This window comes from Winogradskyella sp. ECml5-4, from assembly GCF_036903175.1.
GTDB classification, from domain to species: Bacteria; Bacteroidota; Bacteroidia; order Flavobacteriales; family Flavobacteriaceae; genus Winogradskyella; species Winogradskyella damuponensis.
In genome coordinates this window covers 57,477-83,117 of record NZ_JAYJLF010000004.1, presented here as the reverse complement: position 1 = coordinate 83,117, position 25,641 = coordinate 57,477, and the positions used below count along the sequence as shown (strand labels likewise).

27 protein-coding genes are annotated in these 25,641 nt (G+C 31.8%); 10 read left to right on the top strand and 17 right to left on the bottom strand.

The genetic code is table 11. The features are described from left to right. The first annotated feature begins 75 nt into the window (after positions 1-75). Positions 76-1,317 carry an ABC transporter permease gene (locus VDP25_RS04795; RefSeq protein WP_334467408.1) on the top strand — a complete coding sequence of 414 codons (1,242 nt, stop codon included), beginning with the start codon at positions 76-78 and terminating at the stop codon, positions 1,315-1,317. Positions 1,318-1,527: 210 nt separating this feature from the next. Here the strand turns inward: VDP25_RS04795 and VDP25_RS04790 are convergent, their stop codons facing one another. The 5 genes from VDP25_RS04790 to rpsF all read right to left on the bottom strand — a co-directional run bounded on the left by VDP25_RS04790 (position 1,528) and on the right by rpsF (position 4,220). Then, positions 1,528-2,004 carry a DUF6495 family protein gene (locus VDP25_RS04790; RefSeq protein WP_215925260.1) on the bottom strand — a complete coding sequence of 159 codons (477 nt, stop codon included), beginning with the start codon at positions 2,002-2,004 and terminating at the stop codon, positions 1,528-1,530. Between the two features lie 106 nt (positions 2,005-2,110). Then, entirely contained in the window at positions 2,111-2,983 is an 873-nt protein-coding gene (locus VDP25_RS04785) for a glycerophosphodiester phosphodiesterase family protein (RefSeq protein ID WP_334467407.1), read from the bottom strand. A gap of 113 nt (positions 2,984-3,096) precedes the next feature. Then, a complete protein-coding gene (rplI, locus tag VDP25_RS04780) occupies positions 3,097-3,558 on the bottom strand; it encodes a 50S ribosomal protein L9 (protein ID WP_215925262.1) in 462 nt (153 codons plus the stop codon). Positions 3,559-3,570: 12 nt separating this feature from the next. Then, the gene (gene rpsR / locus VDP25_RS04775) at positions 3,571-3,867 is read right to left on the bottom strand and encodes a 30S ribosomal protein S18 (protein ID WP_186845850.1); all 297 of its coding nucleotides are present in this window, start codon (positions 3,865-3,867) and stop codon (positions 3,571-3,573) included. A gap of 2 nt (positions 3,868-3,869) precedes the next feature. Continuing rightward, positions 3,870-4,220, bottom strand: coding sequence for a 30S ribosomal protein S6 (gene rpsF, locus VDP25_RS04770; protein WP_092443854.1), 351 nt, complete (start codon positions 4,218-4,220; stop codon positions 3,870-3,872). Positions 4,221-4,421: 201 nt separating this feature from the next. Here rpsF and VDP25_RS04765 point away from each other — a divergent pair, with 201 nt between their 5' ends. Further along, positions 4,422-5,117 (top strand): LytR/AlgR family response regulator transcription factor, encoded by a 696-nt coding sequence (locus tag VDP25_RS04765; protein ID WP_179339550.1) that lies wholly within the window; start codon positions 4,422-4,424, stop codon positions 5,115-5,117. Positions 5,118-5,393: 276 nt separating this feature from the next. Here the strand turns inward: VDP25_RS04765 and priA are convergent, their stop codons facing one another. The 7 genes from priA to VDP25_RS04730 form a co-directional block, all read right to left on the bottom strand. Next, positions 5,394-7,847: a replication restart helicase PriA gene (gene priA / locus VDP25_RS04760; protein WP_334467406.1), complete on the bottom strand. Its 2,454-nt coding sequence runs from the start codon at positions 7,845-7,847 to the stop codon at positions 5,394-5,396. Continuing rightward, positions 7,847-8,272 (bottom strand): DUF2147 domain-containing protein, encoded by a 426-nt coding sequence (locus VDP25_RS04755; protein ID WP_334467405.1) that lies wholly within the window; start codon positions 8,270-8,272, stop codon positions 7,847-7,849. Before VDP25_RS04755 ends, priA begins: the two co-directional genes overlap by 1 nt. Before the next feature lie 152 nt (positions 8,273-8,424). Next, positions 8,425-8,970, bottom strand: coding sequence for a hypothetical protein (locus tag VDP25_RS04750; RefSeq protein ID WP_334467404.1), 546 nt, complete (start codon positions 8,968-8,970; stop codon positions 8,425-8,427). Between the two features lie 37 nt (positions 8,971-9,007). Further along, positions 9,008-10,702, bottom strand: coding sequence for a hypothetical protein (locus tag VDP25_RS04745; RefSeq protein ID WP_334467403.1), 1,695 nt, complete (start codon positions 10,700-10,702; stop codon positions 9,008-9,010). A 110-nt stretch (positions 10,703-10,812) separates the two neighbouring features. Further along, a complete protein-coding gene (locus VDP25_RS04740) occupies positions 10,813-11,646 on the bottom strand; it encodes a hypothetical protein (protein ID WP_334467402.1) in 834 nt (277 codons plus the stop codon). A 12-nt stretch (positions 11,647-11,658) separates the two neighbouring features. Beyond that, on the bottom strand, positions 11,659-12,090 hold the full coding sequence (locus tag VDP25_RS04735) for a hypothetical protein (protein ID WP_334467400.1): 432 nt from the start codon (positions 12,088-12,090) through the stop codon (positions 11,659-11,661). 46 nt (positions 12,091-12,136) lie between these two features. Continuing rightward, positions 12,137-12,664: a hypothetical protein gene (locus VDP25_RS04730; RefSeq protein ID WP_334467398.1), complete on the bottom strand. Its 528-nt coding sequence runs from the start codon at positions 12,662-12,664 to the stop codon at positions 12,137-12,139. A 168-nt stretch (positions 12,665-12,832) separates the two neighbouring features. On the opposite strand from VDP25_RS04730, the gene VDP25_RS04725 reads away from it, so the two are divergent. Together VDP25_RS04725 and VDP25_RS04720 are read left to right on the top strand one after the other, a co-directional pair. Then, on the top strand, positions 12,833-14,608 hold the full coding sequence (locus tag VDP25_RS04725; RefSeq protein ID WP_334467396.1) for a tetratricopeptide repeat-containing sensor histidine kinase: 1,776 nt from the start codon (positions 12,833-12,835) through the stop codon (positions 14,606-14,608). 1 nt (position 14,609) lies between these two features. Then, positions 14,610-15,344, top strand: coding sequence for a LytR/AlgR family response regulator transcription factor (locus VDP25_RS04720; protein WP_334467394.1), 735 nt, complete (start codon positions 14,610-14,612; stop codon positions 15,342-15,344). Here VDP25_RS04720 and VDP25_RS04715 read toward each other — a convergent pair. Next, a complete protein-coding gene (locus tag VDP25_RS04715; RefSeq protein WP_334467392.1) occupies positions 15,337-16,326 on the bottom strand; it encodes a YihY/virulence factor BrkB family protein in 990 nt (329 codons plus the stop codon). The genes VDP25_RS04720 and VDP25_RS04715 overlap by 8 nt on opposite strands. Before the next feature lie 73 nt (positions 16,327-16,399). Next, the gene (gene nadC / locus VDP25_RS04710; RefSeq protein WP_334467390.1) at positions 16,400-17,257 is read right to left on the bottom strand and encodes a carboxylating nicotinate-nucleotide diphosphorylase; all 858 of its coding nucleotides are present in this window, start codon (positions 17,255-17,257) and stop codon (positions 16,400-16,402) included. A 198-nt stretch (positions 17,258-17,455) separates the two neighbouring features. On the opposite strand from nadC, the gene rlmH reads away from it, so the two are divergent. Continuing rightward, positions 17,456-17,929, top strand: coding sequence for a 23S rRNA (pseudouridine(1915)-N(3))-methyltransferase RlmH (gene rlmH, locus VDP25_RS04705; RefSeq protein WP_334467388.1), 474 nt, complete (start codon positions 17,456-17,458; stop codon positions 17,927-17,929). A 43-nt stretch (positions 17,930-17,972) separates the two neighbouring features. Here the strand turns inward: rlmH and hpf are convergent, their stop codons facing one another. Continuing rightward, complete coding sequence (gene hpf, locus VDP25_RS04700) at positions 17,973-18,272, bottom strand: ribosome hibernation-promoting factor, HPF/YfiA family (RefSeq protein WP_334467386.1); 300 nt, start codon at positions 18,270-18,272, stop codon at positions 17,973-17,975. A gap of 161 nt (positions 18,273-18,433) precedes the next feature. Beyond that, on the bottom strand, positions 18,434-19,393 hold the full coding sequence (locus tag VDP25_RS04695) for a DUF4421 family protein (protein WP_334467384.1): 960 nt from the start codon (positions 19,391-19,393) through the stop codon (positions 18,434-18,436). Positions 19,394-19,486: 93 nt separating this feature from the next. Here VDP25_RS04695 and VDP25_RS04690 point away from each other — a divergent pair, with 93 nt between their 5' ends. From VDP25_RS04690 to VDP25_RS04680, 3 genes are all read left to right on the top strand, one after another. After that, positions 19,487-20,059 (top strand): non-canonical purine NTP diphosphatase, encoded by a 573-nt coding sequence (locus tag VDP25_RS04690; protein ID WP_334467383.1) that lies wholly within the window; start codon positions 19,487-19,489, stop codon positions 20,057-20,059. 284 nt (positions 20,060-20,343) lie between these two features. Beyond that, positions 20,344-22,227: a DEAD/DEAH box helicase gene (locus tag VDP25_RS04685; RefSeq protein WP_334467380.1), complete on the top strand. Its 1,884-nt coding sequence runs from the start codon at positions 20,344-20,346 to the stop codon at positions 22,225-22,227. A gap of 178 nt (positions 22,228-22,405) precedes the next feature. Next, the gene (locus VDP25_RS04680) at positions 22,406-23,206 is read left to right on the top strand and encodes a carboxypeptidase-like regulatory domain-containing protein (RefSeq protein ID WP_334467378.1); all 801 of its coding nucleotides are present in this window, start codon (positions 22,406-22,408) and stop codon (positions 23,204-23,206) included. Between the two features lie 154 nt (positions 23,207-23,360). On the opposite strand, the gene VDP25_RS04675 is transcribed toward VDP25_RS04680, so the two are convergent. Continuing rightward, positions 23,361-24,020, bottom strand: coding sequence for a TrmH family RNA methyltransferase (locus tag VDP25_RS04675; protein WP_334467376.1), 660 nt, complete (start codon positions 24,018-24,020; stop codon positions 23,361-23,363). Positions 24,021-24,171: 151 nt separating this feature from the next. Between VDP25_RS04675 and VDP25_RS04670 the strand changes: the two genes are divergently transcribed. Together VDP25_RS04670 and VDP25_RS04665 are read left to right on the top strand one after the other, a co-directional pair. Further along, entirely contained in the window at positions 24,172-24,846 is a 675-nt protein-coding gene (locus VDP25_RS04670) for an SIR2 family NAD-dependent protein deacylase (protein WP_334467374.1), read from the top strand. 134 nt (positions 24,847-24,980) lie between these two features. Further along, the gene (locus VDP25_RS04665) at positions 24,981-25,583 is read left to right on the top strand and encodes a TetR/AcrR family transcriptional regulator (protein ID WP_334467372.1); all 603 of its coding nucleotides are present in this window, start codon (positions 24,981-24,983) and stop codon (positions 25,581-25,583) included. Positions 25,584-25,641: the final 58 nt, after the last annotated feature.

Here is a 25,641-nt window from a genome sequence, read left to right as displayed (position 1 = left end):
TTGGATTTTATAGTAACTTTATGCTACTTAAGTAGTCTTATACTTAAAACAACCCAACTAACGTATCCAAAAACTATGTTTTCATTAGCTAAAGAGAATATTAGAATTGCTTTCGACTCTATAAAAAGTCAATTATTACGTACCATACTAACGGTTTTAATAATCGCTATTGGTATTATGGCACTGGTTGGGATTTTAAGTGGTGTATCTGCATTAGAAAATACTATTACTGGTAATTTCTTATCTATGGGTTCTAATACTTTTAATTTTCAGCGTTACGAATTTACGGCACAACGCCAAAGCAGTAGAGAACGACAGAAAATAAATCCAGTGATTAGCTACCGAAATGTAAAAGATTTTGAAGAAAATTATAACTTTCCGTTTACAAAAGTAGCTGTGTCTTTCTTTGGGACTTCTTCTGCAGAAATAAAATACGAGAGTAAAAAAACCGACCCTGAAGTAGCTGTTATTGGAGCAAATGAGTTTTTTATTGAAAACTCCGGTTTAGAAATAGAAAATGGCCGTTCTTTAAATGTATTTGATGCAAAAAACGGAAACTCTGTTTGTGTGATTGGTAGCGATTTACACAAAGCCCTGTTTCCTGAAGACAACCCTATTGGCAAAACAATTAGCGTTAGAGGCTCTAAATTTAAGGTCATTGGCGTATTAAAAGAAAAAGGATCTACGTTTGGCAACAATCAAGATTTAAGAGTGATTATGCCTATCCAAAAAGCACGTTCCATCTTTACCAATCCAAATATTAATTACAATTTAAGTGTTAAGGTTGATAAAGGAGACATGCTTGAAGCTGCAAAAGAAGATGCCATAATAACTTTTAGAAACATTAGAGGCCTTAACCCTATTGAAAAAAATGATTTTGGAATTAAGGGAAGTGATGATTTATTAAACCAAGTGGCACAAAATACAGCAGCACTTTATGTAGCTGCTTGGATAATTAGCATTATTACCATTTTTGGATCTACCATTGCCTTAATGAATATTATGCTCGTTTCCGTTAGTGAACGTACTCGTGAGATTGGTGTAAGAAAAGCGCTTGGAGCCAAGAGCAAAACTATTGCCTTTCAGTTTTTTATGGAAACCATAATCATTGGTCAACTTGGTGGTCTCTTAGGAACTATTCTTGGTATTTTAATAGGATTAGCAGTTGCCAAAGGATTTGATCTCGAATTCTCTACACCTTGGGTAGCCATGATTTGGGCTACAAGCATTGCTTTTGTTGTGGCTATTGTTTCTGGTTTATATCCTGCCACAAAAGCCGCAAAATTAGATCCTATTGAATCTTTACGTTATGAATAAAGACTCGTAAAGCCAAGAGTCTTATTCTAATAGAATCCTATTGATAATTGAGTTTAGCAAATGTCACTGATTCCAGATTTTTGATATTAAACACTTTTTTCCCATTTTATTTCTAAATGAAATAATGCATATAACAAAGCCTTTCTATATCATTGTTAATTACAAATCAAAAGAAAGGCCTATAAATAAAAGTGATTAAACTAAAGGGGTTTATGCTCCTTTTACCAAATTAGCAAAATAATTAAATAATTCCCCTTTTGTGATATTGGCTCCAGCCTGAATCATTTTAAAAATATCTAAATGCTTATCGTCTGAATAGTCTTTTTTAGCATTAAAGAACTCAACAGAATCTGATAATAAATTATCTCGTAACCAGTTAAAACCTTCTTTAGTTGTAAAATCGACAGCCTTATTTTGGATTCTTAGGGCAATTAAACGCATACTCTTTTCATTGCACTGAAAAAGATGTATTTGCTGTGGCGAGATATGCTCTAAATATTGCACTTTATTTAATACTCCTAGCCATACTAAATCACTAAAGACGTCTAATTCTTGTTCTGCAACTTCTGGTTTATTCTTTTTTATATCTTCCCATTCGTCTGCAGTAATGGATTGTGTTGCTAAAAAGTTGATGAATTCTTGGTGTAATTCTTCAAATTGTTCTTTTGTTAATCTTGTGTATTTCATGACAAATTTATTTGTCTTTCCGCACTTATGCGGAATTTGTTTAATTATTATTTACTTTTTAATGTGCATTTCTACTGCGCGTAATACGACTGCCAACACTTCAAATTTAATTATTGATCGCTTTATAAGCTTCAAAAGGCCTATCTGTAGCTATGATATCTGCTCCTTTTTCTTTCCACTGAACATATAATTTATCTCCTCTTGCTTCTGCACTTTTATCTAAGTTTCCTAATGTACCTAGAATACAAACGATATTTTTATCGTGTAAACTTTTAAAAAGTGCCGGATCCGATAAACGTGTCCCTGTAAAAGCCAACATATTTTTAGTAGGAATATTAGTTTCTAATAACCGATTTAGCTCGTCATCATTTCTAGCTGAAACGGACAATAATAAATCTGGTGCTATTTTATAAGCGGTTTTAGCTTCTTCAACATTGTAAGTAATTATAATACAAACATCTTCAGCTTTAAATTCTCTAATCGTTTTAATAACGGCTTCTTGACTTACAGATTTTTTAATATCTACTGTTAGAATGACATTATTTTTTACACACCATTGTAAAACTTCTGAGAACAAAGGAATTGTAAAGTCGGTTTTATTACCATAATCATCCTTTAAATTAAATTGCTTCAATTCTTGGTATAATAATTCATCTACTTTCCCACTTCCTGTTGTTGTTCTATCTATCGTTTTATCGTGCATTAAGACTAATTTCCCATCTTTGGTCTGAGCGACGTCAACTTCATAAACTGCAACAATGCTATCACTAACATATTTCAGTGTTTCTATACAATTTTCTGGATAATTTATAAATCCTTTTCCACCTCTATGTACACTGATATTTGGATACTCTAAATTTGAAACCTTAAAGAGTTCTATTAATTTAGAAGGCTGTAGTTCTAAAGTGTCTGTTGACGTTTTAGTTTGTTTACAAGCCCAAAAAGCACAAAGCGCAAAAATTAAAAGAAACTGTTTCATATTATAAATATTGCAATGCTTAAGCGGTTTAAATCTTATATTCTATTCAAAAAATAAGTTATAAAAAAACCGCTTAGTAAACTAAACGGTTTTTAATAATTGTAATAAAAAGATTATGCGTCAGCGACAACGTCGAAAGTTAAATCAACTGTTACTGATCTGTGTAATCTAATTGCAGCTTCATACTGACCTAAACGCTTAATGTTACCACCTGTGATAGCAATAAACTTTTTGTCAACTTCATGACCAGCGTTTTTAATAGCAGCAGCCAAATCTATGTTGGTAATAGAACCAAATAATTTGTCTCCAGCAGTAGCACCAGTACCAGCTTTAGCTGTAATTTTAATATCTAAACCTCTTAAAGCTTCAGCAGTTTTTTCAGCTTCAGCAATAACAGTTTTTTCTTTATAAGCTCTTTGCTTTAAAGTTTCTGCTAATACTTTTTTAGCAGAAGAAGTAGCCATTATAGCTTGTCCTTGAGGAATTAAAAAGTTTCTACCATAACCGTTCTTAACAGATACAATATCGTCTTTAAATCCTAAATTTTCAACGTCTTGTTTTAATATAAGTTCCATTGTTATGATATTTTATTTTAATAAATCTGCTACGTAAGGCATTAAAGCTAAATGTCTCGCTCTTTTTACAGCTACAGACACTTTTCTTTGATACTTTAAAGATGTTCCTGTTAAACGTCTTGGTAATAACTTGCCTTGTTCGTTTACAAAACCTAATAACCAATCTGCATCTTTATAATCTACATACTTGATTCCAGATTTTTTGAAACGACAATACTTCTTATTTTTAGAAGTTTCTATGTTCAAAGGAGTAAGATATCTAATTTCTCCGTCCTTTTTTCCTTTTGCTTGTTGTTCTATTGATGACATAATTACGCTTTTGCTTTTGCTTTAACTTTCATTTTTTCTCTTCTTCTCTCAGCCCATGAAATAGCATGTTTATCTAATTTCACAGTTAAGTAACGCATAAAACGCTCATCACGTCTAAATTCTACCTCTAAAGGTTCGATAACTTCACCAGATACCTGGTATTCAAATAAGTGATAAAAACCACTTTTTTTGTTTTGAATTGGGTAGGCTAATTTTTTTAGTCCCCAATCTTCTTTTGATACCATCTTAGCTCCTTTAGAAACGAGGAAATCCTCATATTTCTTTACTGTCTCCTTTATCTGGTCTTCAGATAAAACGGGATTTAAGATGAAAACAGTTTCATAATGATTCATAATAAATAATTTTGTTTATTGTTAAAACGGCTGCAAAAATACATATAAATTCTATATTTGACAACGTTTTTCTAATCTAATATTAAGACTACATTATTGCCTTAAAAATTATGTTAAATCTTACGGTTTGTCGGTAATATTTGTTTTTTAACCGAATTTATCGTACTATTGTCGATATCTTAACCTAAAATAAATAATGTTATGACTTTAAACTGTGTAGTTGTTGATGATTCTGCGATTCAGCGCCTCTCTATAGTAAAGTTAATTGAGAATCATTCCTCACTTAACCTTATTGCAGAGTACAGCAGTGCGTTAGAAACAAAAAACGGTCTTAATACACATAAAGTAGATCTTATCTTCTTAGATATAGAGATGCCTGTATTAAACGGTTTTGAATTACTAGATGTACTCAACAACAAACCCCAAATTATTTTTGTTACTGGTAAAACCGAGTATGCTTTTAAAGCATTTAACTATGATGCTACCGATTATCTTCAAAAACCAATCACTAAAGAACGTTTTAATGTCGCTGTAGAAAAAGCTATTGAGCAACACAAATTAAAACTAGACTTTAACGAAACGGATGGCGAACATATCTTTGTAAAAAGTAACCTTAAAAAACGTAAAGTTTATATTAAGGATATTAAATGGATTGAAGCGCTTGGTGATTACGTAAAAGTAGTAACTGAAGAAAACAGCTTGGTAGTACTATCTACAATGAAAGCTTTTGAACAAGAGTTACCCGAAGGTAAGTTTTTAAGAATTCACAAATCCTACATTGTGAATCTCGATAAAATTGACCGATTTAACAGTAAAAATGTTGAAGTTGGTGCTTATGAAATTCCTTTGAGTCGAAATAAAAAGACCCAATTAGTAGATGCTTTAAATAATATGTAAGAATATTATATTTACATATAAAGCATTACATTATAAATTATAAAAAATCCCAAGCAAATGTTTGGGATTTTTTAGTTCTTAAAATTTATAAACTAAGAAATTATTTAATTTTCATATCCCTAAAGTCACCTTAATAAGGACAATACCCATCAAGAATATTCAAGTTTCTTTAGTGTAATTCATGTTATTTAGAAAAAAAACATCAATCTATAATAAAAAATTAGTCCCATAGGTTGTACCCTTGAAGAGGCTTTATGAGTATTTTAAAATTTGGATTTAATAATTATCCACATTAATAACAACTCTCACTGACCTAAAATCTTTTACTGCATTAAAGCTATTATCTATTTTCCTAATCGCTTCTTTTGTTTTTGCCAAGGATTGTTTTTGCGGAATTTTTACCAAGATGTTTTTATGATATAAATTTCGAATTCTTGATACTGGCGGAAATTCTGGACCTAAAACATTAGCTTTAAATAATTGCTTTAATGATTTTGCATACCAATCTGCAGCCAAATTCACTCGATTATAATCCTTATGCTTGAAAGTAATTTTAATCAACCTAAAAACTGGTGGATATTTAAAATTATAACGCTCATTCATCTGCTCTGCAAACATCTCCTTATAAGCATTAGTAGATACTTGTTGTAAAATATTATGATGCGGATTATACGTTTGAATTAAAACTTTCCCTCTTAAATCCGTACGACCTGCTCTACCAGACACTTGTGCCATGAGTTGGTAACTACGTTCGTGTGCTCTAAAATCTGGAAAATTAAGCAAGTTATCAGCATTCATAATGCCAACTAACTTTACAAATCTAAAATCTAGACCTTTGGTTAGCATTTGCGTTCCAACCAAAATATCAACTTCGCGTTGTTCAAAGCTGTTAATTATTTTCTCGAAGCCATATTTTCCACGTGTGGTATCTAAATCCATACGCGCCACTTTCTTATCTGGAAATAACACTTTGACCTCTTGCTCTATTTGCTCTGTACCAAAACCTTTAGTATCTAATGTAGAGTTACCACAAGCCTGACAACTTTTTAGCATAGCCGAATTGTATCCACAATAATGACAACGCAACTGATCTCTGTATTGGTGATATGTTAAACTGACATCGCAATTAGGGCATTGAGGCGACGTTCCGCAAGTTGTACATTCGATAATTGGTGAAAAGCCACGACGATTTTGAAATAATATAATTTGAAATCCTTCTTCTAAAGTTTCTGTCATTTCTTCGATTAATCTATCGCTAAAATGACCTTTCATGCGCTTACGCTTATATTTATCTGCCAAATCTACCAGCTCTATATCTGGCATTAACACATTGTTATATCGTGAATTTAATTCCACCAATCCATATTTACCTTGACTGGCGTTAAAATAACTTTCTAGACTTGGAGTTGCAGATCCTAAAAGGGTTTTTGCTTGAAAGATATTTGCTAAAACAATTGCCGCATCTCTTGCATGATAGCGTGGTGCAGGATCAAATTGTTTGTAGGACGACTCATGCTCTTCGTCAACAATAATTAATCCTAAATTACGAAAAGGCAATAATAATGACGATCGTGCGCCGATAACAACCTGTGCTTTTTCGGAATTATTAAGCATATTTTGCCAAACTTCTACCCTTTCATTTCCTGAATATCTCGAATGAAAAACAGCGACTTTCTCACCAAAATAATCCTGAAGTCGGTTTACCAATTGTGTAGTTAATGCAATCTCTGGCAATAAATACAAGACTTGTTTTCCTAAATCTAATTGTTTTTGAATGAGCTGAACATAAATTTCTGTTTTACCCGAAGAGGTAACTCCATGTAATAATGCCACTGATTTTTCTTTAAAAACAGCCTCAACCTCATCACATGCCTGTTGTTGAGCTTCACTTAATCGTTTAGCATCTGAATCTCCATCGCCATCAAATTGAACCCGATCGACTTGAATGTGATATTCCTCTAAAATATGTTTATCAATTAAGGTTTTAATTATCGAAGTAGATGCTCCACTGCGTTCTGCTAAATCTGAAACTTTAATTGGTTGCTTCAAAGAGGCTTCCATTGTAAATAAAGTAAGTACAACTTCGCGCTGCTTTGGTGCTCTACTTAATTCTTCTAGCAACTCTTGTAGCTTTTCTTGAGATTTATGGTTGTGATGTAACTTGACGTACCGCACTAATTTTGGCGTGTACTTTTCGTACATTTCTTCTTGTAAATTTAAAACACCCTTTTCTACCAAGCCATTGATAATTGGCAGTACGCGCTTTTTATCTAATATAGATACAACATCATTTATCTTTAATGAAGATTGATGTTGTAGCGCTTCATAAATTAAATATTCTTCGTCTTTTAATTCAGACGCTTCAATAACAACTTTTTCATTTCTAGAGATTATGGTTTCGCTTTCTAACAAAAATGCATTTGGCATTGCCGCTCTCATTACCTCTCCTAAACTACACATGTAATAATTAGCAATCCATTCCCAATGTTGCAATTGTGTTTCTGTTATTACAGCTGTATCATCTAAAATTTGATGAATCGTTTTTGCATCGTAAGCCGTTGGTGGATTTTGATGGATTGTATAAACTAAAGCCGTATAAATTTTACTTTTCCCAAAAGGTACTGCGACTCGCATTCCTGGTTTTAAGAATTGAGATTCTGCCTCAGTAATATGATAGGTAAATGCCTTTTGAAGTGGAATTGGTAAAATGACGTCTATAAAATGTAGCATTATTTAATACGTTTCCAATATTGAGTTTTATAGAAAAAAGCGATATATCCTCGTACTTGAAGAGTATCGTTATTGTCGTCAAGTTTTAATTGACACTTATACACTTTTCCATTTTCAGGATTTAAAATCTCACCATCATTATAAACATCATCATCTTTAGTTAAACCATCTATAATTTGAAGACCAACAATAGGTTTGTCTTTATCCTTTCCTTTACATTCTGTACATATTGGGTTTTCAACCTTTGGTTTAATTAATTCTATAATTTTCCCATAAATTTTTCCTTCAGACTCATAAATCTCAACTATCGATTTTGCCTGACCTGTATTATCGTCAATTGTTTTCCATTTCCCTGTTATAGATTGTGCTGAAAGGCTACAAAACAGGAGAAGCATAACAAAACTTGTAATATATTTTTTTAACATCGTTTGATCTTTCTTAAATTAATCTAGCTACTTATTAAATAACATAACTGTTAGCAATGGTATATATTTCAAAAGTAATAGGTTTAATTAAGAAAACCATCTCTAATTGAGATGGTTTTTTAAGGACTAGCCACTTTTTGGATAGTTTATTATTACTCGATTACATATTCAATTTCATTAAAAACACCATCTGTAACGGCGTAGGTGATATTTGAATTGTCATCATCAATAGAAACAAATTGAAACTCACCAGAAACGACTCTATTAATCTTATCAATGGCCGTTATTTTTACATAAGCCTCCATATTTGACTCTGAACTAAGATAAGTATCATTTGTATTTTGCTCGTTATAATAGCCAGCCACCGTTAAGTCTCCCTGTTGGGCATAATACTCTCCACCTGCGACAACCATATCAAAATCTAAACCGCCCAAAGCAAGACTTACAACTCTTGCATTAAAACCATCATCAAATGTTGTAGCTCCAATTCCAAAAACAAAAACAGAATTAGATTCTACCAATTGCGCATACACTCCTGTTAAAATACTATTACCCTCTACCACAAAATCTTCACCATTAACTTTAGCTGTTAAATAAGCACCACTTAAGTCATTTGGTTCATTAAAATCGTCACTATTGTTACTAGAACAAGCTACTAACACACTTAATGACACCAACATAAACAGCAGTCTTTTCATCTTTTTAATTTTGTAACAAACAGCTAAGCTCTCTATTTTAATCTTGAGTAATAGCACTAAATAACTGTACTATCTCTCTTGCATTTTCTATACTTGATGCTTCAATAACAATTTTATTACCATAGCTTTTTATCTCACCATCTTTATAGGTTTTTATAATTTTTTCAAAATACTTCGTATTCATTTCTACTTGTACTTTTTTCCCTGAAGTTGTCATTACCACACTTTTAGAATTAATATCCTTAAGCCCAAATTCGTACACTTCTTCTTCACTCTTTTTAGCATTTGAAAAAATATGAGTAAGCTTAACAATATGAGCTTCTTCATCTACAAGTTCTATAGATTGCTCATAGTTATCTTCATTAATTTTAACAATTCCTATAGCTTCTGTGAGTTTTTCTAAGCCTTGTTTTTCATCAATATCATTAGTTTCTTTTACCATATCTGAACAGCTTTTAATAATATTCTGAAAAGCTTCTTTAGCAATCATCGCTTCTTCAATAGAGTTAACATATATCCTTGTATCATCATCATAGTTTTGTAATACTCCATTTTCTACATGTTTTATAAACTTATTTTTCTGATTGGTATTTAAGGATACAAACAGTAAATCCTTTTGAGAATTATAATCTATATTATCACTATTTATATCAATAAAATTAAAGGTGTAACTATGATCTTCATTAGCTTTACTAGTCACTAACTTTACTTCTAAATCTGTAACACAATCGTCTGTAATAGCTTGTGTAAAAGCTTTGTCTTCTGATGCAACTTGAGCTATAACACTATTTAAGTAACTAATAGCATCAGATCTGGTGTCTATTTTTGGCTTAGAGCTTTCAAAAGCCTCTTCTGCCAAAGGAATAATAGCCTTCAAAACTTTGTAAATATCTTTTCCATTTTCTATGCTTGTGGCATAAAATTCCAACTTATTTATAAAACTTTGCTGAATATCATTTTCAAAAGTTTTGATATTTTTTATGTTTCTTCTTGTTGAAACCTCAATATAAAACTCATCACTTTTAATTTTAAAATCTATGCTATTAGGATTTAAAACCGCAAAGTTAAATTCGTAATCCTCGTTTGAAGATTTACTCTTAGCGTTTACTATGGTCTCCAACTTAGCGTATCCGTTTTGCTTAGAGTCATTGCTTAGCTTTTGTATGTATTGTTTTTTAGAATAATCTACTTCTGCTACATTATCCATTAACCATTGCAAATGGTCTGAATACGTATTAAGTGACAGTTTATTTTTTTCTAAAGTTTCATTTAACGGAATAATATTTTTTATAGCTTCTGAGATATGTCTTCCATTATCAATATCTTTTGCGTACAAAAAGAGCTCATCGATATAACTTACTTTATCTCCTCCGTCTTCAATTTTTTTAATCAGTTTTTGTTTTCCTTTAATAAACAATTGAACTAGGATAAGATCCTTCTTAGTAATACTCCTTACAGTATTAATATCAATATCAGAAAAACTAAATTCGTAATTAACAGCTTCTGTTTCTCCTTTAGAATTTACTACTGTTATTGTCAAAACAACATAACCAGAAGAAACAACTTTCATTTCTTGACTGAATTGCGCTTTTGAGGCCTCGACAGTTTCAAAGTTTGAAGCAATAGCCTCTACTTGTTCATTGAAATTTTGTGAATTAACGATAGAAAAAAAAAGAATAAGACACAATGTTAATAAACTACTTTTTGACAGATTATTAGTAGAATTGTTCATTTGTTGGTTGGTTTATTTTTTATGATTAAGGCTGAAAGTTAGTCATATACTCCTAGAAATCAAAATAATCGGAAATACCTTAACCATAAGAAAACAACTAATAATTTATTTTACAATTTAAGTAGCTTACGTAATGAAGAAGAGTCTTTCTTTTTTTCTAGTTTGTGAGTTCTACTTTTACGACGAGAGGTTTTTTCTATGGTTTTTAAAGATGTGTTGTCTTTTATCACTTCAACCTGTCCTATTTTTGAAATATTAGCAATAGTACCACCTGCTTTTTTATCTGAAAGCGCACGTAACCTAGCTACTTCTACATCATAATCGCCTATATATATCTTATCGTAGAGCGCAACGGCTGCACTAAAATCTTCTTGTTCTTCATATATAGAAGCCAATAACAACAATTCGTGTCTCGTTGCTTTTTCATTTTCTTTATTAGGATTAACTTCTAAACTTTTAAGAACATCAGCTTCAGATGCTTTAATATTTCCTAAATTAAATTGTAACTGAGCGCGCATAAAATAAGCCATTGCGTTTGGTGTTAAAGCGACCATTTGATTGTACTTTTCTAAATCACTTTCTTTTGCGTTTTCTCGCGCAATTAATTTTTGACTAGTTCTTTGGTAATCGAGGTGTTTAAAATACACATCACAGCTATAAATTAATTCGTATTGCATTGCAAATAGTAATGCTTTTCGAGCTAACTGGCCTTTATAATATTTTTTACTGACATCTGGTTCTACAATTTCTGCATCAATTTGTACAGCATATTTAGGAAGCGTCTCCCTTAAACACGCTTTAAATGTATTTTCTGTAAGTGTACGTTTTAGACTTTCTTCCTCTAAACAAGAGCACACATCTGCCCTAAAAGCAGCCTTATAAGTTTGGGCATTTACAGACAGAAGACCAAAACAAAATATTACAAACGCGATATAAGAATTCATAAATATTGGTTTTTAATTATCTTCATCATCTTCTGTTCCCATGAAATAAGCTTTTACAGAAAGCATACAAAACCTCAATGCCTTTTTTGTTCTATTTAAATTAAAGGTCGCTTTTGCTTGTTTCATAAAAGGAGCATCGCTAATCGCTTCTGCTATATCTGGCACTTCCTGCCAAAGACTATCTGCATCTCTTTCTGCATGCTCCATTAATTCATCTTCAATTTCTGCAGGCACTTCTACACCTACTTTTGTTAAACTATCATACACAAAAACCTTATGATACAATTCAAAAGAATGCTTTACAAAATTATCTACACTTGTTATTTTAGATTTTCGTTTTGGTGGTTTAATTCGTTTATCTTGAGACCAAACATTCATTGGCATAAAAAGACCTATAAACAAGCCTATAGAAATATAACGAGACAACTTACGGATTGATTTCATAAAGTATATATTACTGCGTTATTACATGATTTTTGAAATTTCATTTTCAATCATAATTAATCGTACCATTCATAGTTAAAATAGTTCCTGTATCTACATTAATAACAGTGGTGTCATCAAACTTCACTTCTTTTGCGACTTTATCTGTACTAAACCCTACACCACAATCCATATTATCTGCGGCACTTGTTGGAGGTGTAGAACATACATACCTATACTCTTCACCATTTTTAAGAATAGTCATTGAAATTGTTTTATCAACAACAGCATTATCATCAAACTCTGCTGCAACAATGATAAAACCATTAGAAAAATCGGTTGGATTAGGCACACCATTTTCAAAGGTTGTATTTTCATCTGCAAGCACCACAGAACTTGAAGTTCCTGTTGAGCCTAAAGCATCTGCATTAATATTTCCAACGGTTAAAGTGCTGCCTATTTCAGAAGTATCTGGTCCAGACAACTGAATAATTCCATAAACAGTATTATCTCCTGAACTATCATCGCTGCTTGAGCAGCTTACAGTTAGCAAAACAATTAAGGCGATGTTTAGAATACTACGTTTCGTTTTCATTTTTTTTGAATTATTAATAAGTTAATTACATCTAAAGGAATAACTATTTATAGTTATAGGCTATAACCAACCTATTATCGTTGGTTTTGAATTTATTAACGTTGATTTTGTGGCTTATTTTCAACAATTAATTACTATTTTTAAGCCAGCTATTAACTAAATCACTAGATGAAAACATTACTGATTACCATCTTTTTACTAATTTCTACGTTTTGTTTTTCACAGAATAAAATGATTGATTCGTTAGAAAATGTAATTCAGAATTACAAAAACAAAGACACCACTTATGTGAACTTAAGAATTAAGTATGTTGCAAGAAAAATGTTTTTAACTCCTGCTGATACCACATGGACAACTTATGTTAATAAAACATTAGCGATTTCTAAACAACTTAATTACCCCAAAGGCATTGCCATTTCTTATAACAATTTAGGAATTATAAACCATTACTTCTTGTCTGATCCTTTAGAAGGCTTAAACTATTACCAAAAGAGTTATGCCATTTTTGAAAAAGAACAGAAATTTAAAAAATATGAGGTTGGTGTACTTACCAATATCGGACTTATATATTATGAGCAACAAGAATATGACAAAGCCCTAAAAAGTTTTAAAACGCTATTAATTAATCCTGAAAACAAAAGTAAATTCAGCACACAGTTTTATATTGGCAATATCTATGGAGATCAAAAAAAATTAGATTCTTCTATCTATTATTATAAAAAAGCACTTGTAGGTGCAGAACAAAATAAGCACACAATATTTATTGCAAACATAAAAACCAATTTAAGCATTGTACAAGCTAATGCTGGATTTTTGGAAGACGCATTAACAAGTACTAATGAAAGCTTAGATTTAATAGAACAACACAATATTGAAGGCTTACGCGTCACTGCTTACACAAATGCAGCCGAAGTACATTTACAAAATAAGAATATTGAAAAAGCCGAATATTACGCCACTAACAGTTTAAAATTAAATGAAGCCTTAAATAGTTTATCGACACAAAACACGGCTCTAAAAACTTTAGCTAATGTGTATGCCGAAAAAGGAGATTATAAAAACGCATTACTCACCTACCAAAAACATATTGTTTTAAGAGATAGCTTGATAAATGCAGATCGAAAACTTGAAATATCTCGAAAAGAAATTCAATACGAAGCCGACAAACATAAAGCTATTTCTGAAGTCGAAATTGAACGTCAAAAATCCATCAAAAACGCCTCGCTTATTGGCGGTTCCGGATTAGTTCTAGCCTCTTTAATCGGGTTTATATTGTACAGAAGAAAGCAAGAAGCCGTTTCAAAATCTAAGGAAGCCGAATTTAACGCAAAGGTGTCTGATACCGAATTAAAAGCCTTACGCTCGCAAATGAATCCGCATTTTATCTTTAATTCGCTTAACTCAATTGGTGATTACATTTTAAAAAATGACACACAATCTGCAAGCGACTACCTGAGTAAATTTGCCAAGCTAATGCGTCTCACTTTAGAAAATTCAGAAAAAAAAGAAATCCTTTTAAGTGACGATATTTCTTTGCTTAAAACCTATATGGATATTGAACGTAAACGCTTCAACTCTAAATTTAATTATACTATTACTATAGATCCTAACCTTGATGCTGAAAACATTTTAGTACCACCAATGATTCTCCAACCGTTTATTGAAAATAGTATTATTCATGGTTTAGCACAAAAAGAGGGTGTTGGACTTATAAACATTTCCTTTAAAACAGAAAAAAACATGCTTATTTGTAGTGTTGACGATAATGGTATTGGTCGTAAAAAAGCCACTTCAACTAATAATAAATCTATGGGAATGGCAATTACCAAAAGCAGGATTGAAATAATTAACAAACTCAAAAACACCAATGGCACTGTTGAAATTATTGATAAAACCGAAGGCACAAGAATAGATGTTTCACTACCAATAGAACTGGCATTTTAGCATGATAAAAACGATAATCATAGATGATGAAGCTCATTGCTCAGACCGTATTTTAAGCCTTACCAAACAACACCAAAACACGTTTAATATACTTGCTGTAATTGACACCGTAGATGACGCTCTAAAAATGGTACCGCAATTACAACCCGATTTGGTGTTTTTAGATATTAAAATTCACGATAAAACAGGATTTGATTTTTTACAAGAATTAAATGATGTAAACTTTAAAATAATATTTACGACCGCTTTTGACAATTACGCTATTAAAGCCTTCAAATTTAGCGCGTTCGATTATTTATTAAAACCTATAGATTCTGACGATTTTAATCATGCTATTACACGTTTAAAAGCAGATTTATTACATCAAAATATGGGACAGCAACTTCAAAATTTGTTTAAAAACCTAAAACCAGACCAAAAGAAAGTTATTACCATTCCCTCATTAACAGGATTTGAAACTTTAAAAGTTGAAGATATTATTCATTTAGAAGCCGACACTAGTTACACACATATTTTCACAAAAGAAGGTAAATCAATGGTCTCAAAACCTATAAAATTCTACGAGGATTTATTAGGCGACAATGCCTTTTTTAAAACTCATAAATCACATTTAATAAATATAGATCACGTTAAAAAATACTATAAAGGCAAACAGAGTTATGTACTTATGTCTAATGACGCACAAGTTCCAATTTCGGTAAGACGCAAAGATGAATTTTTGAAACATTTTACTTAATCAAGCTTTCAAAATCCTTTTGTTTAATTTCTTTTTTTGCTCTTGGATGCTTTCTTAAAAATTGAAGTGATGCATTTAATTCATAACCTAAAAGTAAAATATTAGAGTTAAGCCATAAATAAAGCAATAAAATTAATAGAGCTCCAATAGAACCATAAAGCTCATTGTACTGCGAAAAGTTTTCTATATAAATCCCAAACAAAAAGGATGTTAACATTATGAGTAAAGTTGTAAGTAACGCTCCAACGGAAAAGAATTTAGATGCCTTTCCTTCTTTAGTTCCAAAATAATATAATGTAGCCGTTGCTAAATAGGTCATTAAAACAAAAAACAAGTACTTTGCAAAGATAATCCAACCTACACCTTTATCACCTTCGGTAATGGCATGACCGCTTAATCCTTCATACAAAGGTTTAATCACATAAATCTGAAAATACCCAAACACCGCAACAGTTAACAACAAAAGAAACGCGAGAATTAATGCTACACCAATAGCATAGATATATTGCTTAAATATATTTCGATACAATTGTTTATGATAAGACGTTTCAAAACCTGAAAAAACAGCATTTACCCCATTTGCCATTAGAAAAATAGACAGTAAAAATATAGAAGAGATTAAACCTCCACTGGTATTGCTACTCATATCTTGAAAAATACTATCTATAAAAAACTCTGAAGTTTGCGGTGGTAATATAGAATTTAAAAAATCTAAGAAATCGCCTCTAAATCCATCAATAGGAATATGTGGTATAATGATAATTACAAAAAGTAAAAATGGAAAAATAGCTGTAAAAAAGCTAAAAGCAATAGCACTAGCTCTAGTTGTTAGTGCGCCATTAATAATACCTTTTATATAAAGTTCTAACAAATCGTATACAGACAAACCTTCAAATCCAGGTAATTTAATCTGCTTAAAAAAGCGCACAATTAAATTCAGGACTGGAATTTTATTTAATTTATCTTCTGTGGATTTAGACATAATTTGGCGCTTAGCCTTTAGCTTTATAATTTTATAAAAAAGGATTAAATACTGAGATTGAAATTACAAATCCTTAAACCGCTTTTAGACTCAAATCTTTATTATATACCGAATGCGTCAAGGCACCAGATGAAATAAAATCGACACCACATTCTGCATATTTTCTAACTGTATTTTCATTAATTCCTCCAGAAGACTCTGTTAAACATTGGTTTCCAATTAGCTTTACAGCTTTACGAGTATCTTCATAATTAAAGTTATCAATCAGAATTCGGTAAACACCACCACAATCTAATATTTCTTTAATTTCTTCTAAATTTCTAGCCTCAACAATAATTTTTAAATCACGATTTGTATCTTTTAGATATTGCTTAGTTTGGTTAATTGCTTTTGCAACTCCACCTGCAAAATCAATATGGTTATCTTTTAACATAATCATATCGTATAAGGCAAATCTATGATTTTCTCCACCTCCAATTTTTACAGCCCATTTTTCTAAAGCTCTAATACCTGGAGTGGTTTTTCGAGTATCTAAAATTTTTGTTCCTGTACCTTCTAATAAATCTACAAATTCTCTAGTTTTTGTAGCTATGGCACTCATACGTTGCATAGCATTCAACACTAAACGCTCTGCTTTAAGAATAGATTGCGATGCACCTTCTACATAAAACACAATATCTCCATGTTTTACTTTTTGACCATCTTCAATTAATGTCTCTACTTTCATGTTCTCATCAACATAGGCAAAAACTTGCTTTGCAAATTCAACTCCAGCAATAATACCTTTGTCTTTCACTAGTAATTTAGCTTTTCCTTGAGCAGAAGCAGGAATACATGCTAAAGAACTATGGTCGCCATCACCAACATCTTCTCTAATGGCATTAGCTATTATCAATTCTATTTCTTTATCAAACTGTGCTTTTGAAATCATCTGAATACATATTTGTTGTAAAAATAGGAATTGAAAGGTGAAAAATATCAAAAAGTAAATGTCAAATTATAAAGGGACAAACTTTTTGAATGCTTTTAAATCCTTAAATTTGAAATTCAATTAGGCAGATTTTGCCACCTCGAGCGCAGTCGAGAGGTCATTAAACCAGGTCTCGACTGCGCTCGACCAGACACTACAATGCAAATAAAACTTATAGCCATAGGCAAAACCGACAATAAAAACTTAATTGCTTTAATTGCTGATTATTCAAAACGTTTAGGGCATTATATAAAATTTGAGTTTGATATTATTCCAGATTTAAAAAAGGTTAAAAATTTATCTGAAGCACAACAAAAGGAAAAAGAAGGCGAATTAATTTTAGTAAAAACGCAAACTTCTGATGTTTTAATTTTGTTAGATGAAAATGGGAAACAATTAGATTCCGTAGCGTTTTCGAATTACTTACAAAAACATATGAATTCTGGAATAAAAACCTTAATCTTTGTTATTGGTGGACCTTATGGATTTTCGGATGCCGTTTACCTTAGAGCTAACGGAAAATTAAGCTTATCTAAAATGACATTTTCGCATCAAATGGTACGTTTGTTCTTTATAGAACAATTGTACAGAGGGTTTACAATCCTTAGAAATGAACCCTATCATCATCGCTAAAAACTATAAACCCTCTGGTATTAAACGTCGAAACGTTTTTCAATTAGTGTGTTTTATAAACTTCTTTACGTTTTTTAAGTTGTCTTGTTAAATCGTTAATCGTTTCATTCATTGCCATTTCATAATTTTTCTCGTTCGATTTCGCAAAAATACGTGGACCAGGCAAGCTTAACTCTATATTACAAATCTTACCCGTTTCATGATCTTTTTCATCATGTTTAAAATATACTTGAGCTGAAATTAGAAACTCGAATTTATTAGCCAATTTTTCTAATTTTTCTGTTGTTAATGCTGAAAGTGTCTCGCTTGCATCAATGTTTACATATTGAAAATTTACCGTCATAATCTATCTTGTTTTAATGAATTATTCTTTTCACTAAGATACAAGATTTAGTCAATTCTACGACTGATAATTATCATAATAAATTTATAATTTTTTTTAATTTATCCTGTCAAAAACAACTATAAATAGAGCAAATAAATTCCGGTTGTATCATTTAAGGCTTACCCTTTTTGCTTAAACTTATAACCCACAGCTAGTTTCGCTTTAGTAAGGTTTAATCCGTAATTATTCCCATAATCAAAATCTGTATTATAAGAACCATTACTGTAAGTTAAACTAACATAAAACTGTTTAAAATTATAACTTAAACCTATTAGAAAGTCTAATTTATATAACATTGGACTAGAGGGCATATAACTTTCGTCTTGTGTTGTGATTTTTTTACTCACTAGACCTATTCCTGGCATTACATTAACAGTTGCCGTAATATCCTCTGGAAGTTTGAAATAAGAAATGAGTCCGCCTAAAACTCCAAATGCAAGACCTTGGTACCTTTTAATATTTCCACGGTCATTAAAATAAGGACTTGTTGATTCATCTAAAACACTAGAATTTGCAGAAAAGTAATCAAAACCTCCAAAAGCCCCTATTCCTCCTGTTATATAGATATCTTTATTTCGTTTTTCAAACAAACCGGCCTTCAAAAGCGCATAAGAAAACTCTATATCATCAAAAGTGTATAAATAATTTAAACCAATACTTACAGAACGTATATCACTTCTAAAAGTCGTAGGTTCATCAAAATCATTTTTTACATTAAACCCCCTGTAGGTTTGTGCATAAACATTGACGTAGTATTGATCCTTTAAAATAGTAGTTCCTTGTAGATCAAACTTTTTTGTTTCTTCTTTATTTGAATTTTTAATATTAAATGCAATATCAACTATAACTTTACTATTTGCAAAACCGACACCCAAACCATATCTATTATTGGGCACAAACTTTACTTTAGAATCATCATCTTTTATACTGAATTTATTAACTTTAAAATTGGAAAACACACGAATAGAATAATTTTCAATATCTCTATCAATAAGTAAAGAATCTAAATCCTCAATATCTTGTGCGTTTAGAGCCAAGAAACTGAAACAAAAAACTAAAAGTAAATAAAGCCTTATCATTACAGTGATGTTAAAATGTTTTATTTTGACAAATGAGATTAAAATAGATTTCTATTTTTACAAAAGCTAAATTACATTAAATAAGACCATCATATGCAACTTGTTTTCGCAACTAATAACTTAAATAAACTCAAAGAGGTTCAAAGTATGTTACCACAACACATTAAACTTTTAAGTTTAAAAGATATTGCTTGTGATGAAGATATCCCAGAAACCCAACCTACAATTGAAGGTAATGCCATACAAAAAGCCGAATACCTAAAAAACCATTATGGTTACGATTGTTTTGCTGATGACACAGGTTTAGAAGTCGACGCTTTAAACGGTGAGCCAGGCGTATTTTCAGCACGTTATGCTGGTCCGCAACGCAATGCTGAAGATAACACTAAAAAATTACTTACAGAACTTAAACATAAAACCAACCGTAATGCACAGTTTAAAACCGTCATAGCATTACATCTTAATGGCAAACTACATACGTTTACTGGAATTTGCAAAGGTATTATTACAACTCAAAAACATGGCGATGGAGGTTTTGGATACGATCCCGTCTTTAAAGCCAATGGTTATGACAAAACATTTGCTGAAATTTCTTTGGAAGAAAAAAATAAAATAGGCCATCGAGGAAAGGCAGTTTCTAAACTGGTAGAGTTTTTAAAAAACTAATACAAAACAACGGTTTGTAAAAACCTTATCATTAATCATTATCGAGTGCGCCCCCTTCTCAACCAAAATAACATACTGAATTAAAACACATTACCAAACATAAAAGCAACAAAAGTTGATTATCCAATTAATTGTTGTAGCTTTGCACCTTGCAAAAAATCCATGATTGGATTTTGTATATTCCTCAGAGTGAGGATGTGTTACCTAGAAGTTTAAGTGTTTAGTATGTCGATTCGCTTCTTTTGTAACACCAAAAGAATATAATCGAATACATATACTCAAGAATGAGCACATTCCAAGAATTAGGTCTTAATGAAGACCTTATCAAAGCTATTACAGACTTAGGTTTTGAAAAACCAAGTGAAGTACAAGCAAAAGCAATCCCTTTATTATTAGAAGAAGACAAAGACTTAGTTGCTTTGGCACAAACTGGTACAGGGAAAACCGCAGCTTTCGGATTTCCGATGTTGCAAAAAATAGATATTGATAGTAGAACCACACAAGGTCTTATCTTATCTCCTACTCGTGAACTTTGTTTACAAATCACCAACGAACTTAAACTTTACGGTAAATATTGCAAAGGCTTAAATGTAGTTGCTATTTATGGTGGATCTAGTATTTCTGATCAAGCAAGAGCCGTAAAACGTGGCGCACAAATTATTGTGGCAACACCAGGTCGTATGAAAGACATGATTAGCCGTAGAATGGTTGATATTTCTAAAATACAATACAGCGTTTTAGATGAGGCTGATGAAATGCTAAACATGGGATTTAAGGAAGATATTACTGATATTCTCTCTCATACACCAGAAGACAAAAACACATGGTTATTTTCTGCAACAATGCCAAAAGAAGTGGCAACCATTGCAAAGAAATTCATGTACAACCCTACAGAAATTACTGTAGGTAATAAAAATGAAAGCACAAGCAACGTAACGCACGAATACTATTTAGTAAACGCTAGAGATCGTTACCAAGCCTTAAAACGTTTGGCAGATGCTAATCCAGATATTTTTTCTGTAATTTTCTGTCGTACAAAAAGAGACACACAAAAAGTAGCCGAAAACTTAATTGAAGATGGTTACTCTGCAGGTGCATTACACGGAGATTTAAGTCAGAACCAAAGAGATTTGGTCATGAAATCTTTTAGAAATCAACAAATACAGATGTTAGTTGCAACAGATGTTGCTGCACGTGGTATTGATGTCGATGATATAACACACGTTATTAATTATCAACTTCCTGATGAAATAGAAACCTATACACACCGATCTGGTAGAACAGGACGTGCTGGTAAAACAGGAGTGTCTATGGTTATTGTTTCTAAAAGTGAAGTGAGAAAGATAAAAAGTATAGAACGTATTATTAAGAAAGATTTCGATAAAAAAGAAATTCCTTCTGGAAGTGATATTGTTGAAGTACAATTAATGTCTTTAGCGAATAAAATTCACACAACAGAAACAAATCATGAAATTGATAAGCATCTAGAAAGCATCAACGAACTATTCGCAGATACTGATAAAGATGAATTAATTAAGAAATTTTTCTCTGTAGAATTTAACCGTTTCTTTAACTACTATCAAAAATCGAAAGATTTAGGTGTTGTAGAATCTCGTGGAAGCGATAGAGATGGCGGACGTGATTACGGCAAGCAATCTAACGACTCTCGTTATTTTATTAACGTTGGTAGTAAAGATGGTTTTGACTGGATGAAATTGAAAGATTTCTTAAAAGAACAATTAGAATTAGGACGTGACGATGTCTTTAAAGTTGATGTTAAGGATAGCTTTTCTTTCTTTAATACCGAAAAAGCATTACAAGAAAAAGTCTTAGCCTTTTTTACAGATTTTAAACACGAAGGTCGTTTTGTTAATGTAGAAGTTAGTGAAGACAAAGGCAGAAGTCGTGGTGGCAGAAGCGGCGGAAGAGGTCGTGGTGGCAACGATAGACGTTCTGGCGGAAGTCGTAGACGTGACGATAAACCAAGAGGAGACAGACGTTCTTCTAGTGATAGACGTCCTTCTGGAGGAGATAGACGCAGCAGACGATCTGACGATACAAGAAAAGACAGAGGAGATCGAAGTTTTAACGATTCTAAAGGAGATAGACGATCGGAATCTAGCGGATCTGTTTCAGACAGACCAAGACGTTCTAGACGAAGAGATTAAGTTATCTAAATACAATAAACTCAAACCAAAACTTAAAGCATTACTTTAGGTTTTGGTTTTTTTTATGATAAATTACAAATCAACAACCAACTTCTAAAAAGTTAATATTAAGTCAAAAATAAATGTGCAATATGTTAAATCCGTTTAGTTTATTACCTTTACTGCGTAACACAAGTACATGCGCCATTTATTAATTCTATTTTTATGCTTAACTACAGTTAACAGCTATAGTCAAGACAGCACAGCCACAACAACGCCTACTAAAGTAAAAGGTACAATTGTTAGTGCCTCTACAGAACTACCTTTAAGCGAAGCAAATATTGTAAACATCAATCAAGTTGTAGGAACTGCAACAAACGATGATGGAGTATTTGAAATAAAAGCAAAAGTTAACGATACATTACATTTATCTTATTTAGGTTATAAATCTATTAAAGTTAGAGTTACCAATGACTGGTTAAAATTTGGAGACACCAAAATCCAAATGACAGAACTCGCTTTAGCGTTAGAAGAAGTTACTGTAAAGCAACTTGAATTAACAGGTTACTTAGTGGTAGATATGAAACAAGTTCCTGTAACCTCTAATAACCGTTATCGTATTTCTGGTTTACCTGGCCAAGGTTACGAAGCTGGCAAACCTAATATTGCAACCAAAGTTTTAGGTGCTATTTTTAATCCAGCAGATTTCTTATACAATATGTTTGGCCGAAAACCTAATGAGATGCATAAGTTAAAGAAAATGAAGGAGAATGATGAGATTAGAAATCAATTAGCAAAGCGCTTTGACAGAGAAATGCTACTTGTTTTATTACAAGTGACTAAATTCGATTTAGACGAAATAGTGAACCAATGTAACTACTCTAAAGATTTTATAAACACAGCTAATGACCTTCAAATTTTAGATGCCATTAGTGAATGTTATGAAGAATACAAAGTAATTAAGCGTAGTAAAGATCGTTCAAGTGCTAAGAAAAACTAAACTTTTTGAGCACTCATTTTATACCCTTATCACCTATTTAAAACGCTTAAAAAGCCGAAGCACAAAGGCTTATACTCAATTAATTTACTCTACTACTTAGCAATAACAATCTCGTTTCCATTAATACTAGCGCATAACAAATGTAGTTACAGCCCTAGGATTTCTTGGCATAAAACCGCTCAACAATAGCATCATAATCCTTAATCGTTTTCTTAATCCAATCAAAACGTTTTTCTATAACTTCGTCTTCAGTCAATTGCCAATCTATTTCAGATTTTCGCAATTGTGCTGTAACATGCTGAAGTATTATCGCTGCCGAAACTGAAATATTTAGACTTTCGGTAAAACCAACCATCGGAATTTTAAGAAAACAATCGGCTTGATTAATTACTTGCTGAGATAAACCTTCGGTTTCCCTTCCAAAGAAAAAACAAGACTTCTTTTTAATATCAAAATCTATTAACTCGCAATTGTCAATATGTGGAGTTGTTGCCACAATCTGATAGCCATTTGCCTTTAAATCTTTTATACAATCTGTAGTAGAAGTATACCGATTAAGATCTACCCATTTTTGAGCTCCCATCGCTATTTCGCGATCTATACTTTTAGAATTAACTTCTTCTACAATATTTAATTCCTGTATCCCAAACACATCACACGATCGCATTACAGCACTTGTATTATGTAATTGATACACATCTTCTGTTGCAACAGTAAAATGTTTGGTACGAAATGGTAATACTTTTTTAAAACGTTCACTTCTATTTTCGGTTAAAAACGTTTCTAAGTATTCTAAAAGTTTTAAGTCTTGCATAATTCAAAAATAGGAAAATGAAATTGAAATCTAACAGTCATTTAAACGAATGACAACACAACCTCTAGCTGCACTATTGCAAAAACTCAAAAACAAACAAATTGCCTAGGCCTAGGCCCAGACAATAATAGAAAACTTGTATTTTTATACAATGAAACATATTGTAGTATTAACAGGAGCAGGAATAAGTGCCGAAAGCGGTATAAAAACTTTTAGAGATGCAGATGGCCTTTGGGAAGGACATGATGTTATGGAAGTGGCTTCACCTGAAGGCTTTACACGCAACCCAGAATTAGTTCTTAACTTCTACAATCAAAGGCGACAACAATTAAAAGAAGTAAAGCCTAACCAAGCACATAACGATTTAGTTACCCTTGAAAACGATTACAAAGTCACCATAATTACCCAAAATGTAGACGACTTGCATGAACGTGCCGGCAGTACTAATGTTGTTCACCTTCATGGAGAATTACGAAAAGTAAGAAGTACAGGAAACCCAAATGATATCAGAGAATGCACAGAAGACATTAATCTTGGAGATATGTGCGATAAAGGATATCAATTACGTCCGCATATCGTCTGGTTTGGTGAAGCAGTTCCCAAAATTGAAACTGCTATTAATATATGCTATACCGCAGATATTCTTATCATTATTGGCACAAGCATGCAAGTTTATCCTGCTGCAAGCCTAATAGATTATGTACAGCCAAACACTACTATTTATTACATTGACCCAAAACCAGCCATAACAAATAATAGCAGAGTTACTGTCATTGCCAAATCTGCAACCGAAGGAACAAAAGAACTCATAGAGCTTTTAAAGTAAATAAAAGTTTTCACCCAAAACTTCACTTCTAGATTAATGATATAAGTTATTATTAAACATACAATAATCTATGAGTAATTCTATAGTCAAACAAAAAAACATACTAACTAGTATTTTTTATATATATTTGTGCTATGGAACAAAAACAAAAATCCGAACTCACCAAACAAGTAATTCTTAACGAGTCTTTTAAATTGTTCTATAGAAACGGGTTTAAAACGACTAGTATTGACAAGATCATGAAAGCAACTAATCTTACCAAAGGTGCTTTCTACCATCATTATAAAAACAAAAAAGAACTCGGTGTAGAAGTTATTAGTTCTAAAATACAAAAGCGAGTTTATGACGGTATGATTACGCCATTGTATCAGGATGGAAATGCTTTAGAAATTTTAGAAGATACATTTTCAAGACGATTAAAATCATTTTCATTGTTTGATAAGCAGCACGGCTGCCCAATGAATAACTTTATTAATGAAATTGCTGATGAAGAAGAAGCTTATCAAATCGCTTTAAAGCGAATTATTGAAGAATGGAAGGCTGCTTTAATTCATTTAATAGAAAGAGGAAAAAAGGAAAACACAATCAATAAAAAATACGCAAACAATGCCATTGCTATTTATTTAATCAGCGCTTTTGAAGGCATCAGAGGTATTAGAAAACTATATAATGATGATGATATTTTAGACGATTATATTTTGGGACTACAACTATATATCGACCAATTAAAAGCTTAATTACCAAACATACTACATAGTATGTTTATAAAAGAAGAAGAAAAAAAAAAAAAAAAAC

Coding starts and splice junctions, on each gene's coding strand:
- priA (WP_334467406.1), bottom strand. CDS start 7,847: ATGCTACATTTTATAGACGTCATTTTACCAATTCCACTTCAAAAGGCA.
- VDP25_RS04665 (WP_334467372.1), top strand. CDS start 24,981: ATGGAACAAAAACAAAAATCCGAACTCACCAAACAAGTAATTCTTAAC.
- VDP25_RS04680 (WP_334467378.1), top strand. CDS start 22,406: ATGCGCCATTTATTAATTCTATTTTTATGCTTAACTACAGTTAACAGC.
- VDP25_RS04750 (WP_334467404.1), bottom strand. CDS start 8,970: ATGAAAAGACTGCTGTTTATGTTGGTGTCATTAAGTGTGTTAGTAGCT.
- VDP25_RS04730 (WP_334467398.1), bottom strand. CDS start 12,664: ATGAAAACGAAACGTAGTATTCTAAACATCGCCTTAATTGTTTTGCTA.
- VDP25_RS04720 (WP_334467394.1), top strand. CDS start 14,610: ATGATAAAAACGATAATCATAGATGATGAAGCTCATTGCTCAGACCGT.
- VDP25_RS04685 (WP_334467380.1), top strand. CDS start 20,344: ATGAGCACATTCCAAGAATTAGGTCTTAATGAAGACCTTATCAAAGCT.
- VDP25_RS04695 (WP_334467384.1), bottom strand. CDS start 19,393: ATGATAAGGCTTTATTTACTTTTAGTTTTTTGTTTCAGTTTCTTGGCT.
- VDP25_RS04765 (WP_179339550.1), top strand. CDS start 4,422: ATGACTTTAAACTGTGTAGTTGTTGATGATTCTGCGATTCAGCGCCTC.
- VDP25_RS04755 (WP_334467405.1), bottom strand. CDS start 8,272: ATGTTAAAAAAATATATTACAAGTTTTGTTATGCTTCTCCTGTTTTGT.
- VDP25_RS04785 (WP_334467407.1), bottom strand. CDS start 2,983: ATGAAACAGTTTCTTTTAATTTTTGCGCTTTGTGCTTTTTGGGCTTGT.
- hpf (WP_334467386.1), bottom strand. CDS start 18,272: ATGACGGTAAATTTTCAATATGTAAACATTGATGCAAGCGAGACACTT.
- VDP25_RS04690 (WP_334467383.1), top strand. CDS start 19,487: ATGCAACTTGTTTTCGCAACTAATAACTTAAATAAACTCAAAGAGGTT.
- rplI (WP_215925262.1), bottom strand. CDS start 3,558: ATGGAACTTATATTAAAACAAGACGTTGAAAATTTAGGATTTAAAGAC.
- VDP25_RS04790 (WP_215925260.1), bottom strand. CDS start 2,004: ATGAAATACACAAGATTAACAAAAGAACAATTTGAAGAATTACACCAA.
- rpsF (WP_092443854.1), bottom strand. CDS start 4,220: ATGAATCATTATGAAACTGTTTTCATCTTAAATCCCGTTTTATCTGAA.
- VDP25_RS04735 (WP_334467400.1), bottom strand. CDS start 12,090: ATGAAATCAATCCGTAAGTTGTCTCGTTATATTTCTATAGGCTTGTTT.
- VDP25_RS04745 (WP_334467403.1), bottom strand. CDS start 10,702: ATGAACAATTCTACTAATAATCTGTCAAAAAGTAGTTTATTAACATTG.
- VDP25_RS04795 (WP_334467408.1), top strand. CDS start 76: ATGTTTTCATTAGCTAAAGAGAATATTAGAATTGCTTTCGACTCTATA.
- nadC (WP_334467390.1), bottom strand. CDS start 17,257: ATGATTTCAAAAGCACAGTTTGATAAAGAAATAGAATTGATAATAGCT.
- VDP25_RS04675 (WP_334467376.1), bottom strand. CDS start 24,020: ATGCAAGACTTAAAACTTTTAGAATACTTAGAAACGTTTTTAACCGAA.
- rpsR (WP_186845850.1), bottom strand. CDS start 3,867: ATGTCATCAATAGAACAACAAGCAAAAGGAAAAAAGGACGGAGAAATT.
- VDP25_RS04670 (WP_334467374.1), top strand. CDS start 24,172: ATGAAACATATTGTAGTATTAACAGGAGCAGGAATAAGTGCCGAAAGC.
- VDP25_RS04715 (WP_334467392.1), bottom strand. CDS start 16,326: ATGTCTAAATCCACAGAAGATAAATTAAATAAAATTCCAGTCCTGAAT.
- rlmH (WP_334467388.1), top strand. CDS start 17,456: ATGCAAATAAAACTTATAGCCATAGGCAAAACCGACAATAAAAACTTA.
- VDP25_RS04740 (WP_334467402.1), bottom strand. CDS start 11,646: ATGAATTCTTATATCGCGTTTGTAATATTTTGTTTTGGTCTTCTGTCT.
- VDP25_RS04725 (WP_334467396.1), top strand. CDS start 12,833: ATGAAAACATTACTGATTACCATCTTTTTACTAATTTCTACGTTTTGT.